Source organism: Corynebacterium tuberculostearicum, from assembly GCF_022347385.1.
In the GTDB taxonomy this organism is placed as follows: Bacteria; Actinomycetota; Actinomycetes; order Mycobacteriales; family Mycobacteriaceae; genus Corynebacterium; species Corynebacterium tuberculostearicum_M.
Genome location: NZ_JAKRDT010000003.1, coordinates 34,382 through 47,702, shown reverse-complemented (window position 1 = coordinate 47,702; position 13,321 = coordinate 34,382). Strand labels below are relative to the sequence as shown.

Below are 13,321 nucleotides of genomic sequence, written 5' to 3'. Positions count from 1 at the left end.
GTCAAGTATTAATTTTCTTCCTTATCTTCCGGTACCGGAGAGATGAACTCGCCATTCTTGATAGATGGATCGTTGTCCACATACTCGCCTGCCTCATAGTCATAGCCCACGGCGCGGCCCTCTTCGTCCGTGCGCGCGTACCAATCGGTCACCTCTGCTGCAGTGGAGTTAAAGTGCGCGCCCGTTGCGTAGTCGCCGTCTGTCGGCTCGATAGACAGGGCAAAGTTATCGCCATAATCGCGCACGCCCCGCACGATCGCATTAGAGACCGCTTCGTCCTCGTAGAAATGACGGATGGAGGCAGGATCATGGCGCAGCTCACGCACCAACGCGATGCACATGAGCACGATGATGACCGCGAAAGGCAGGGCCGTCACCGTAATAAGGTTCTGCAGGCCCTGCAGCGCATTACGGCCACCGGCAAGCAAAATGACCACGGCAATGCCAGCCATACATACCACCCAAAAGACCGTTACTGCCGGGTTGGGCTTGGGGTTGCCGCGCTGGGTGAGCTGCGAATTCACAATGGACGCGGAGTCAGCCGTGGTAATGAAGAAGACCACCAGCATGATGATGACGATGGGCGCCATCCACTCCGCTCCCGGGAAATGGTCCAAGACCTTGAAAAAGATGTCTTCTGCCGCCGGCATGGAATCAATAGTGCCATCTGGGGCGATATCGCCATCGCGGCGCTGCAGCCAAATGGTGGTACCGCCCAGGATGGTAAAAGCGGCAACAATGATGGCGGAGGGAATAAGCAGCACGCCAAGCACGAACTGGCGGATGGTACGCCCGCGGGAAATCTTGGCTACGAAAACACCCACAAACGGCGACCAAGATACCCACCAGGCCCAGTAGAAGGTGGTCCAGGAGGACAGGAACGCAACCATATCTTCCCCCTCGCCCATATTGGCAGAGAGCATCTGCGGCATTTCATCGAGATATTCAATCACCACGGCCGGCAGCATATTGGCCAAGAAGGCGGTCGGTCCCACAACGAAAAAGAACAAGGCCAGCGCCATGGCCAGCACCAGGTTGATATTAGAGAGCCACCGAATGCCCTTGGCCACGCCGGAGACGGCCGAGAAGATCGTTCCGATGGACAGCACCACGATGATCACCAGCGCCGCAGCATTGCCGGTGGTAGACCAGCCGCTAACCAATTCCACGCCGCGGCCGATCTGCAGCGCACCGATGCCCAGCGTGGCGGCGGTGCCGAAGAGAGTGGCAATAATGGCCAGGCCATCGATGATGCGCGCGGGCAGGGAATCAGAGGAGCGATTGCCAAAGAGCGGCATCAGGATGGAGCTCATCAGCGGCACGCGGCCGCGGCGGAAGGAGACGTAGGCCACGCACAGGCCCACGATGGCGTAAATTGCCCAGGCATTAAAGCCCCAGTGCATGGCTGCCTGCGCCATGGCGCCCAGCACCGCTTCATCGCTCGCAGCCTCATAGGCACCAGGGCGCGGCGAAAGGTAGTAGCTCAGCGGCTCGAAGGGGCCGAAGAAGATAATGCCGATGCCAATGCCGGCACCAAAGAGCATCGCGGCCCAGCTCACCGTGGAAAATTCCGGCTTCTCCCCATCTAGCCCGAGAGGGATTTTGCCGTACTTCGAAAACGCCAAGATGATGAGCAAGAACATCAGGAACGTCGCCAGGGCGGTAAAGATCCAGCCCAAGTTACGCATCACCCAATCGAGCGCTGTCGAAGAAGAATCGAAGACCTGCTCGGGCGCAATCACACCCCAGATTACGAAGGCGACGACCAGTCCGCCGACTACAAAGAGGATCGGCTTGTCCACGCCGTACTTGACTTTCTGGTCCTCAATGGAGACGCCCGGCACCAGCGCGGGGTGGATATTATGCGGGTACATAATGTCCTTTAAGATGCGCTTGGCGTTGCGGGTGCGCTTTTTGCTTTCCTCCGAGCTATTTACCCCACGCACAGGGCGGGATGAGGAAGACGATGAAGAAGAGATGGGTCTACTCCTATTCTGTTTTCCGGGTTTCACTTTTAAGAGAGCTGTCTATACATTAATAAAAACTCGCTGGATATAAAGCTGGCGTCAGCCCTATCCCCCTTATGCGTAAAATGAGCTACGCATTGTTTACCGGCCTTTAACCTTGGGAGTGACGTTCTATGGCGCTTTACCCGCTCGCGACTAGTTACTTCGGCGTGGAGCATGTTGCGGTCCTCGAGCACCCAGTGGTGGGCACCGCATTGAGTATCCCCGGCGTGGCAGAGCACGCTGCGCTTGTCGACGTCTCCCTAGAACCCGATACCTACACCAACGGCTGGCGCGTACGCTCGGACTTCGGCTTCTTGGGGTTTCTGGACGAGGTCGAGGCGGCGGAGTATCCCGCCTTGGAGCGATTGAAGGCCTCCTCCGCACAGCCACAAACCATCGCCACCGTGGAGGTAATTGACGGCCAGGTCGAGGTTGCCGTGTCACTGGGCCTGTGGCCCTGGATGGTGCCGGTCAATGACCAACTGCAAGGAACCGCGCTGCTCGCCGGCGGACGAGGCGTGCTAATCGATGCCGCCGCCGGCGACCTATCGCCCGCCCAGCTTGAGCAGATGGGCACGCAGCAATTTTTCGTCACACTGGACGACCTTGCCGGCACCGCGGTGGCGACCTGCGACGATACGGTTCTCGGTCCCCTCGGTGACAGTGCCGCGCTCCCCGGACTGCGCGCCGCATTCGCCGCGGCCAGCGGTTCTGGAGCGGGCCTTTCCGCCCGCGCCTACGCGAGCCACGGCATGCTTGCCGTCGATATCCCCGCCGATGAGGCCACCACCACGGAGCTCTTCTCCCCCGCTGTTCCACCGCTGCGCGTGCCCGCACCCCAGCCTGCGATTCCCACTGCTGCGCCCGCCGCCGCGCCCGCACAGCCCGAGGTCTGGGAGCACACGCTTGCCGGCGAGGACATCGTCACGGCGCTGCCCACCGGCTCACGCCGCCCGAAAGGGCCACAGGCCCAGCCGCCTGCACCCGCTGAGCCAGATGCGCCAGCTCAGCAGCACAATGAGCAATCACAACAACCGCAGGCCAGCGCCAAGCTGGCGGAGTTGGTCTCCTCCATCCCGGGCGATCAGAATTTCAGCTGGCGTGCGCTGCCGGTAGCCGAAGAACCGGGCCGCTTTTCCTCCGAATCCGCGCGCGTGCGGGCCCGGCGCGTGGCCCGCGAAACCTCTCACCACCGTGGGGGCAATCACCGTAAATAGGTGCGATGACCGGCCACGATGGCCTCGTTAGCGCAGGGTGCGTTGGCCCCCGTCGCCGCGGCGCGTAATCCGCTGGGCGTCGAGGTATTCCAGCAGCGGGATGGCTACCCGTCGCGTGGTGCCCAGCGCTTTACGGGCTGCCGAAAGCGTAAAGGGTTGCTCCAGTACGCTAAGGCGCCGGCGCGCCTCCTCCGGTGCCGAGGGCAAGAGCACGATTCCCTGCTTGAGGCGCAGAAGGCGCCCGGCGCGCTCGGCGGCGGCAAGCTCCTTTGTGCCCAAGCCCAGCTCCGTGAGGTCATCTGCCTCGGGTGCCGCAAAAGGTTCTACCTTAAGCCTTTCCTCGATGGCAGCGACCCCGCGCTCCGCCGCACCGAGGTCCGCCCGCTGCCCGGGAAAGCGCAACACTCCCTCACTGCTTTCCGCCTTCGTAGCCGCGATGGCAAGGCCCAGCAAGCCTTCTTCTTGCAGGCCGAGGGCATCCAAGGCTGCTTTGCGGGGCATTCCCGGTGCCAGGGGATGTGCAGCAGCGTGGGCTTGCAGGGCGTCGGTAAGCGCGTGCTTCCACCGAGTTACCTGGGAGGCCGCAATCCACCAGTCGCGGAAAGCGATAATGCCTTGCGGCGGCGCTGCGGTAATAAAGCCGTCGCGGGCTAAGTCATCCACACGGGCGAAGCCGACGCGGCGCAGGTAGGAGGCGGGATCGCGGAAAGAGTCCTGGGCGCTGAGCTCTTCTGCGCGGCGGCGGGCGTCACCGCGCCGGTTAAGCTCCGGCGGGCGCAGATCTACTGCCTCTACCCCAGCGACGACGTGCCGGCCGCCAGGGCTGCGCACTACGAAACGATCAAGGAGCCGCAGCGGCAGCGGGTGTGCCAGGCTGATGCGCGCGAAATCGGCAGACAAGGGACGCAGGTGGGCCTCTACCCCGGCGGTACCGGTGTGCACGACGAGGTTATCGGGCAGACCATCGAGCTCCGCGCCAAAGGTGCGACGGACATCAAGGTGGTCCACTAGGCGCCACGCACCCGGGGTAAGCAGCACATCGCCGCGGTGGATATCGGCGGCATCCGCCCCACGCAGGTTGACAGCCGCGCGGGTGACGGGGCCGAGTGAATCCTGCGCGCGATTTTCACTATGCAGGCCGCGGACTTCCACGTCCCTTTCCCCACCGGCCGTGGCCACCTTAAGGCTATCGCCCACGCGCAGGGTGCCCGCGGCAAGCGTTCCGGTCACCACGGTGCCCGCGCCCTTCACGCTAAAGGCGCGGTCCACCCACAGGCGCACGGGCGCCTGCGCATCGGGAACGGGCACTGCAGCGAGGATCCCATCGAGCGCCTGCCGCAGCTCCGCAATGCCGTCGCCGGTCGGGGCGGATACGGGGACAATGGGGGCGTCGGCAAGCGGGGTGCCGGCCAGCTGCGTCCGGATTTCTGCGGTCCGGTCCACGGTGGCGCGGTCGCTGCGAGTGAGCGCAATAATGCCGTGCTCTACTCCCAGCGCGCGCAAGGCATCGCGGTGGTCGGTGGACTGGGCCTGCCATCCCTCATCGGCCGCGACCACAAAGAGGACGACTGGGGCTGGGCCCACGCCGGCGAGCATATTGCCCAAGAATTTTTCATGTCCGGGCACATCTACGAAAGCCACATCCGCGCCAGAAGGCAGTGTGGTCCAGGCAAACCCCAAATCAATGGTAAGCCCGCGGCGCTTTTCTTCCTCCCACCGGTCCGGGTCCATCTCCGTGAGGGCCCGGACCAGGGTGGACTTGCCGTGGTCCACATGACCGGCAGTGGCGACGACGTACACCTAGCCCACCGCCTTAATAGCGGCAATAACCGCAGCGTCGTGGTCGGCAGGAACGCAGCGAATATCCACCAAACAGCGGCCCTGATGCACGCGGCCTACCACGGGCGGGTTCTGGCGGCGCAGCGCGTCCGCATAGCGCTCGGGCAGGCTCACCGCGAAGCCCGGCAACGGGTATTCAGGCGCCCCGCCACCGCCCACGCGGCCATCATGAGGCACCACTTCTGCCCCAACTGCCTGCGCGATGGTTTCCGTGCGCTCGCGGTGGGTCTGAGGATCGAGGTGGAGGGCGTCCTGCACCGCATTCGAGGGCGTCGAAATGGCCGCCTCCAGCGCGTTGAGGCGCAGCTTATCTATGCGCACCGCACGCGCGAGCGGGTGCTTCTTTACCGCGGCAATCGCCTCCTTGGTGCCGAGCAAGATTCCTGCCTGCGGGCCGCCAAGTAGCTTATCGCCAGAGGCTATGACGATATCGGCGCCGGCGCGCAGCTGGGCCTGGATATCTGGTTCTTCTGGCAGCGCCGGGTCATGGGTGAGCAGGCCGGAGCCCAAGTCCACGATGAGTCGCGTATCGTGCTCCACCGCTAGGCGGTGCAGTTCCTCTACCCCGACTGCGGAAGTAAACCCCTCGATGCGGAAATTGGAAGGGTGCACCTTCAAGATGGCGCCAGTGTTATCGCTCAGCGCGCGCTCGTAGTCGGCCAGGTGCGTGCGATTAGTCGCCCCAATTTCTTTAAGGCGCGTGGCCGTGGACTCGATGAGCTCGGGCAGGCGAAAGCCAGCTCCGATCTCGATGAGCTCGCCGCGCGAGATGATGACCTCTTTGCCGGGGGCGAGTGCAGCGGTGGCCAGGAGCAAGGCGCTGGCGCCGTTATTGACCACGAGGGCATCTTCTGCACCGGGGCAGGCTGCGAGCAGCGCGGCCGTGGCTCCGGCGCCGCGATTTCTGGATCGCTTGCCCGAGCCCAAGTCCATTTCTACATCTGTATAGGAGGCAGCGGCGTGCAGGGCCTCTACCGCGGCGCTGGGAAGCGGGGCACGCCCTAAGTTCGTATGAATGATGACGCCGGTGGCGTTAATGACTGGGTGCAGGGAATGCGCATTCTTTTGTTCCAGGCGCTGCGCAATTTCTGCGGGTATATCGCTGACCGGCAGCTGACCGCGGCGCGCTTGGGTGACTGCGCCCTGGATAATCGCGCGGATGGTGTGCTCGGCTAGGCGCTGGCGCGCGGATTCTACCTCCGGCAGCTGGAGCAGCTCGTCCATGCGGGGGATATTCCTGCGGGGATCCGGGCTGGCAGCAGGCGTGGGCGTGGGCACTGTGGCATTCCTCCTTGCGCGCGGGTGGCGGAGACGGACAGGAATCGAACCTGCCAGACCGAGATGCTCGGCCTCACCGGTTTTGAAGACCGGGGCGCCCACCAGGACACGTACGCCTCCGTGTGCTCACCTTACACGGGCATTCCTCGGTACCGAGACACCTACCAGACGCTACATTCACCGCGGTGCGCCACGATGGCTCCTGCGGCGCCCGAGGAGATTCCTTTGCTGCGCATTATTCCCCGCTAATACGCAGCAAGGGGCTCCCGTAGAACTAGTAAAATAGCCGTATGACCGAAGATATTAAGCTCACCTCTTTCGCGGCTGGTGGCGGCTGCGCCTGCAAGATTCCCGCTGGACAGTTGGAATCCGCCGTCGAAGGCCTCATTGGTAAGGCCGACCCCAACGTGCTCGTTGGTTTGGACGATGGCGATGATGCCGCGGCCGTAAAGATTCAAGATGGTCTGGCGGTTATCTCCACCGCGGACTTTTTTACGCCCATGCTCAATGACCCTTATGACTGGGGACGGGTGGCCGCGTCCAATGCGCTGTCTGATGTCTATGCCATGGGTGGCACCCCGATTACCGCCATTAACCTGGTGGGCTGGCCCAATGAGAAGCTTGGTCTGGACGTGCTGCGCGAGGTCCTGCGCGGCGGCATGGATATAGCCACCGAGGCCGGCATCTCCGTAACGGGCGGCCATTCCATCACCGCGCCCGAGCCGCTCTACGGTATGGCAGCTACCGGCATCGTGGCCCCCGACAAGCTCATGCGCAACGACGCCGCCGAACCCGGCCTGCCCATCACCCTGACCAAGCCCATTGGCGTGGGCATCCTCAACAACAAGCACAAGGCCACCGGCGAGGTCTCCCAGGCCGCGGTTGATTCCATGACCACCTTGAACCGCGAGGCCGCCCGCGCCGCGGTGGAGGCGGGCGTGCGTGCCGCCACGGATGTCACCGGCTTCGGGTTGCTCGGCCACCTGTACAAGATGTGCCGCGCCTCCGGCATCGCCGCGGAGCTCGACTTTTCCGCCGTGCCCACCGTCGAAGGCGCAAAGGAGGCGCTGGCCGAGGGCTTCATTCCCGGCGGCTCCCGCCGCAACCTGGACTGGGTGCGCCCACACCTCGATACCTCCTTAAGCGAGGAGGAGCTGGTGCTGCTTGCCGACGCCCAGACTTCCGGCGGCCTCCTCCTCATCGGCGAGGTGCCCGGCTACCCCGTCATCGGCCATACCACCGAGCGCACCGGCGATGCCTATATCAAGGCCTAAAGTGCAGCGAGGAACCCCCATCTCCTAGCCTTTGCCGCCACCTCCCCTGCGGCGGCAGGGCTGGTGGGGTGCTCGTCCGAGGGTGCACCCGTCTGCCCCGATGACTCCGACGAGGCGGCACAGCGCTGCTTAGAGCTGCTGAACTACTACCTCCACCGTGATGGCCGCGGCTCCGCGGCCGAGCAACAACGCATGGAAGACATCGGCGCGGAGCTCGCCCCCGCCCTGCAGGACCTGGACTAGTCCGGGCTCACCACATCGTGGTCGAGGCCCTGCTCGCGCCGGCGCTTTTCCGCCCGGCGCTTCTGCGGCCCGATGGTGGTCTCCGGGTTCTTCACCGATTCCAAGCCGGCGTTGAGCACGCCAAAGCGCGTGCACGCCGAGCCTGCCAAGAGCGATAGCCCCGCAGCCACCGAGACTGCCCGCGACTTCGTCACCGCAGCCACCGCGCTACCGAGGCCGCCTGCCGCGATGAAGTATTCCGAAGCCTTCATCAACGCGCCCGGCTTACCCTGGTGCAGAGCTTCGCGCGGCTCCGGCTCCATGCCTTCCTCCAGCACCTTGGTCGCTGCCAGATCACTTGCTGCAGCGGCCATGCCCAACACACGGGCCGGTCCCGCGTGCTCGACCGGAGTGGTCACCATAGCCAGGCCTGACGACGCCGCACCTGCCGAGGAAACGAAGACATACGGCAGGTGTTTTTTCATGTCATTCCACACCGGGTTCGAGGTATTGGACAGCAATACCGCGGTATAGCCTGCGAGCGGACCACCGAGTACACCCGCGACCGCGCCCGCCGGCCCGGCCGACTTCTTCAGCGCCGTGCGCACGAATTTCGGCAGCGGCAGCTTGTGGCCAGTCGCCGCGTCCACTTCCGCGGCGGCAGGCAGCGCGGCCGCGCTGGCAAAGCCCGACAAAATCCACGAGCCCATGGACATTGGCGAGGTCACCTTGAAGACGCGGAACATGTTCAATGCGCGTTCCGGGCGGCCCAAATCCAGAATCAAAAAGACCGATCCCACGGCCGCCGCGCCAAAGGCAGAGATCCGCGTGGTGCGACGCAGCGGCGCATTGCCCACGGCCTGTGCACCAGCGGCCAAGAGTCCCGAGCCACCGCTCACACCGCCCAGAAAGAAGTAGGCGCCGATAGGCCATTCCCACGGCGGAGCCTTCACCACAGGTCGGCCGTAGTAAGACGAGAACTCGAAGTCCTGCGCCATGCGCTCCTCTTTGGAGCCGTCCTGCGCGCCGGCGCCCGGCCGCTTCCGCTTCTTCTTCGGCTTTGTACCGTCGAACTTCCGGTAGCGATTGCGGCGCTCCGGCTGCGGTGGGCGGTACTCATCAAAGTTGCTCATTTGCGTCCCCCAATCAGGAAGGAACCGGCCACGGCCAGCGCCATGCCGCCGATAGCCTTGGCTGCGGTCTTATACATCTGCGGCAAATCGGCCGTCGGCACGCGCGGATCCGGCGGCAAACCGTAGACCTCAGGTGAATCCAAAAGCAGGAAGATGGAGCCGGTTCCGCCCACGCCATCGTCTTGGTTGGCGCCGTAAAGGCGGGCCTCAGTAAGGCCTTGCTCGTGCAATACGCGCACGCGTTCCTTGGCTGCGGCCAGCATCTCCTCGTACGGGCCGAACTGAATGGAATCGGTAGGACAGGTCTTAGAACATGCTGGCTGCTCTCCCTGCTTCAGGCGGTCGTAGCACATGGTGCACTTTTGGGCCACACCCAAATTCTTAATCGGCATCGACTCGCCTGGCGTGTGGTCCGGCCCCTGCGGGGCAAGCTGCTTAAGCTTTTTCAGCACGTTCACGCCGGCATGGGAATTATCCACGTAATCCACCGTGGCCGTCTTGTCGTACTTCAGCGCCACACCGCCGTCATCGCGGCGCTCGATGACGCCAAACGGGCAGCCGGCCACGCAGGTACCGCAGCCATTGCACACATCATCTTGGACCACAACGGTGCCAAACTCGGTGCGGAACAGCGCGCCGGTAGGACACACGTCCAAGCAGCCCGCATGCGTGCAGTGCTTACACACGTCCGAGGACATGAGCCACCGGAACGTATCCGTATCCGGCGGGGTGGTATCAACCTCTGGGGCCTGCGCCCCTACCGAGGGCATACCCAGGGAAATGAGATTCTTGCCCTCCTCGCGGGCTTGCTCGATGCGGTCATTGTTTTGCTCCACAAAGGCCACGTGCCGCCAGGTATTTGCTCCCAGTGCGCCGGTGTTGTCATAGGAATCACCCGTGACGTCATAGCCTTCTACCGGGTTGCGGTTCCACTCCTTGCACGCCACCTCGCAGGCCTTACACCCGATACACACGGAAGTGTCGGTGAAAAAGGCCATGCGGCGGTACTTGTCGTAGCCATGCCGGCTGGCGTTTTCGGTCAGAAGATTTGTCATTTACTTACCTTCTTCGCTTTCCTCGCCCTTTTCGCCGTGCTCATCCACATCCGCGGGCTGCTGCGGCTCTGGGTTATAGGTGAAGGAATCATCCACGGTGAGCAGATCATTGCCGGAATCCAGGTTCAGGTGCGCGCGCTTCTGATATTCCTTGAGCATCTCCACACGAGCCTCGCCGCGCGGGCGACGGCCCGGCTGGATATCGCAGGCGCCGATCTTGGAATTCTGGATGAATACGTTCGGCTCCAGCGTAAGGCCCAGCAGATCATTGGCGCCATCGCCTGCAACGGCCGTGGAATCGGACTCGCCATAGTGATACGGCAAGCCGATCTGGTGGAACTCCTCACCGTTGATCTTCATCATCTGCATGCGGTCAGTGACCAAGACCTGTGCCTCAATCACGCCGCGCGGCGAGACGATGGTGGCCCACTTGCCGTTTTCCAAGCCACGCTTTTCTGCCAAGGCCTTATCGACCTCGCAGAAAAGGCCCGGCTGCAGCTCCGCCAAATACGGCAGGCGGCGCGACATCGCACCCGAGGTATACATCTCGGTGAGGCGATAGGTGGAAAAGACAAACGGGAACACCTCGGAGCCCGGCTCGCCAGGTTCTGGGCGCGACAGGTTGTCTGGGCGCTTAATGGTCAGGCGCGTCGGCGACTGCTGCTGCTTGTACAGCACGTTGTGCACCGGGGACTCGTGCGGCTCATAGTGGGTGGGCAATGGGCCGTCGGAAAGCCCGGTCGGTGCAAAGAGCCAACCGCGGCCATCTGCCTGCATAATGAAGGCATCGGTGCCATCGAGGGCGTCCGGGCCCACGGCGTCGACCGGAGCCTTGTAGTCCGGGGCCTTGGTAGCCGGGAAGTCCGGCACGTCATCGCCAACCCATTGACCCTGGTCAGCGTCCCACCACACATACTTCTTGCGCTCCGACCACGGAGTGCCGTCCGGCTTCGCCGAAGCACGGTTGTAGAGCAGGCGACGGTTGGCCGGCCATACCCAACCCCACTCGGGAGCTACCTCGTTTTGCTCCGACCCCGGTACCTTGCGCGCGGACTGATTAATGCCGTCCTTAAACACGCCGGTATAGATCCAGCAACCGCCCGAGGTGCTGCCGTCATTCTTCATCTCCACGAAGGCAGGCAAAAGCTCGCCCTTCTTCGGGCCCTCTAGGTAGTAGCCGTTGATCTCCTTGAGGACGTCCTCAGAATTCGGCTCGCCTTCCTCGGTTTCCACATAGTCCCACGTGACCTTCTGCAGAGGAATATCTCGCGGATCGGTGGAATCGCGCAGGCGCTCCTTGATCTTCTTGCCCAGCTGGTAGAAGAACCAGAGGTCACTCTTGGCATCCCCTGGCGGTGGGGCTGCCTGGAAACGCCACTGCAACATGCGCTGCGTCTGGGTAAAGGTTCCTGCCTTTTCCACGTGGGTGGCCGCCGGCATCAGGAAGACCTCGGTGCCGATGTCTTCGGTCTTAAGCTCGCCGTTTTTAATCTCCGGCGAATCCTTCCAGAAGGAGGCGGTCTCAATCTCCTGGAAATCGCGTACGACCAGCCACTTCAGCGCCGCCAAGCCACGGCGTTGCATACCGCCGTTGGACTGTGCCACGGCCGGGTTCTGGCCAAACACAAAGTAGCCTTCCACCTGCTCATCCAGCATGGCCATGAGCGTTTCATAGGTCGAATGCGCACCAGAAATGCGCGGCATGAGGTCATAGCCCCATCCATTGTCCTTGGTTGCCGCATCGCCCCAATAGGACTTCATCAGCGAGACCGCGTAGTTCTCACCAATCTGCCAAAAGCCCTTCTGCGACTCATTACGGATTCCATCAACGAACTCTGGCCAGCTTTGCTTATCGACGCTCGGCATGGGCAAGTACCCCGGCAACGAGTGGAACAACGTCGGGATATCGGTAGAGCCCTGAATCGAGGCGTGACCGCGCAGCGCCATAATGCCCGAACCTGGGCGACCCACATTGCCGGTGAGCAGCTGCAAGATGGCCGCGGTACGGATGAACTGCGCACCCAGGGTGTGCTGGGTAAAGCCCAAGGCATAGGCAAAGCAGGTGGTGCGGTCCGGCGTGGAATTCTGCGCGATCGACTCCGCTAAGTAATAGAAGTCTTCCTGCGCGATACCGCAGGTCTCCTCCACTACCTCAGGCGTATAGCGCGCATAGTGCCGCTTGAGAATCTGGAAGACCGAATTCGGATGCTCTAGCGTCTCATCACGTTCCACATTCCACGACGCGCCCTCCGGCTTCTGTACGTACTGCCACGAATCCGTGACGTACTTACCAGTCTCTGGGTCATAACCAGAGAACAGGCCGTCTAAATCCTCGGTGTCCTGGTAGTCCTCCGAGATGATCATCGGCGCATTGGTATACGCCACCACGTAGTCGTGGAAGTACAGCTCGTTGTCCAGCAGGTAGTTAATGACTGCGCCCAAAAGCACCACGTCCGTGCCGCCGCGAATGCCGATGTGGCGATTCGCAAAGGCAGACGTGCGCGTATAACGCGGATCCACGTGAATGATGCGGGCACCACGCTTCTTGGCTTCCACCACCCACTGGAATCCCACTGGGTGACACTCGGCCATGTTAGAACCCTCAATGACGATGCAGTCCGCATTCGCCATATCCTGCAGCGGTTGGGTTGCGCCGCCGCGGCCAAACGAAGTTCCTAGACTAGGAACAGTGGCGGAGTGTCATATGCGCGCCTGGTTCTCGAGCTGAATCGCACCAGCGGCGGTAAATAGCTTCTTAATGAGGTAATTTTCCTCATTATCCAAGGTCGCACCGCCCAAACCGGCGATGCCCATCGTGCGGTTGAGCACACGACCTTCATCGTCCACATCCTGCCAACCGTTGCGGCGGGCCTCCAAGAAACGATCCGCAATCATCTCCATCGCGGTATCTTCATCAAGGTCCTGCCACTCCGTAGAGTGCGGCGCACGATACTTAATCTTGGTCAAGCGCGTAGCGGAGTTGATCAACTGCTCCGACGCGGATCCCTTAGGGCACAGGCGCCCACGGGAAATAGGCGAATCCGGATCGCCCTCCACCTGGATGACGCGGTCATCTTTGACATACACGCGCTGCGAGCAACCAACCGCACAGTACGGGCACACCGACTGCACCACGCGGTCTGCTTCCACGGTGCGCCCATGCTTATCTTTACTCTTTTGAGACTGCGTATTGACGTCCCTGCCGAAGGGATCGCCACTGCGCAGCTGGCGCACAACCGGCCAGTTGAGAGGGCTAAAGCGAGACATGTCCTTTAATCTATATTTTGCCGGTTA

9 protein-coding genes and 1 tRNA gene are annotated in these 13,321 nt (G+C 62.5%); 3 read left to right on the top strand and 7 right to left on the bottom strand.

Features of this window, described 5'->3' with window-relative positions; genetic code table 11:
- Positions 1-8: 8 nt before the first annotated feature.
- Complete coding sequence (locus tag MHK00_RS02465; RefSeq protein WP_436232060.1) at positions 9-1,946, bottom strand: BCCT family transporter; 1,938 nt, start codon at positions 1,944-1,946, stop codon at positions 9-11.
- Between the two features lie 194 nt (positions 1,947-2,140).
- Here MHK00_RS02465 and MHK00_RS02460 point away from each other — a divergent pair, with 194 nt between their 5' ends.
- Complete coding sequence (locus MHK00_RS02460; RefSeq protein WP_250410246.1) at positions 2,141-3,226, top strand: hypothetical protein; 1,086 nt, start codon at positions 2,141-2,143, stop codon at positions 3,224-3,226.
- Between the two features lie 27 nt (positions 3,227-3,253).
- Here the strand turns inward: MHK00_RS02460 and selB are convergent, their stop codons facing one another.
- From selB to MHK00_RS02445, 3 genes are all read right to left on the bottom strand, one after another.
- Entirely contained in the window at positions 3,254-5,026 is a 1,773-nt protein-coding gene (selB, locus tag MHK00_RS02455; RefSeq protein ID WP_250410245.1) for a selenocysteine-specific translation elongation factor, read from the bottom strand.
- Complete coding sequence (gene selA, locus MHK00_RS02450; protein WP_366512256.1) at positions 5,027-6,343, bottom strand: L-seryl-tRNA(Sec) selenium transferase; 1,317 nt, start codon at positions 6,341-6,343, stop codon at positions 5,027-5,029.
- A 25-nt stretch (positions 6,344-6,368) separates the two neighbouring features.
- Positions 6,369-6,463 (bottom strand) — tRNA-Sec (locus MHK00_RS02445).
- A 170-nt stretch (positions 6,464-6,633) separates the two neighbouring features.
- On the opposite strand from MHK00_RS02445, the gene selD reads away from it, so the two are divergent.
- Positions 6,634-7,617 carry a selenide, water dikinase SelD gene (selD, locus tag MHK00_RS02440; RefSeq protein WP_250410244.1) on the top strand — a complete coding sequence of 328 codons (984 nt, stop codon included), beginning with the start codon at positions 6,634-6,636 and terminating at the stop codon, positions 7,615-7,617.
- Between the two features lie 63 nt (positions 7,618-7,680).
- Positions 7,681-7,860 (top strand): hypothetical protein, encoded by a 180-nt coding sequence (locus MHK00_RS02435; protein WP_250410243.1) that lies wholly within the window; start codon positions 7,681-7,683, stop codon positions 7,858-7,860.
- Here the strand turns inward: MHK00_RS02435 and nrfD are convergent.
- The 3 genes from nrfD to fdnG are packed head-to-tail and all read right to left on the bottom strand — an operon-like array spanning position 7,857 to position 13,294.
- Positions 7,857-8,972, bottom strand: coding sequence for an NrfD/PsrC family molybdoenzyme membrane anchor subunit (gene nrfD, locus MHK00_RS02430; RefSeq protein WP_250410242.1), 1,116 nt, complete (start codon positions 8,970-8,972; stop codon positions 7,857-7,859). The two genes, MHK00_RS02435 and nrfD, sit on opposite strands and share 4 nt — an antisense overlap.
- A complete protein-coding gene (locus MHK00_RS02425) occupies positions 8,969-10,027 on the bottom strand; it encodes a 4Fe-4S dicluster domain-containing protein (protein ID WP_150851389.1) in 1,059 nt (352 codons plus the stop codon). Before MHK00_RS02425 ends, nrfD begins: the two co-directional genes overlap by 4 nt.
- Positions 10,028-13,294: a formate dehydrogenase-N subunit alpha gene (fdnG, locus tag MHK00_RS02420; protein ID WP_250410241.1), complete on the bottom strand. Its 3,267-nt coding sequence runs from the start codon at positions 13,292-13,294 to the stop codon at positions 10,028-10,030.
- Between the last annotated feature and the right edge of the window lie 27 nt (positions 13,295-13,321).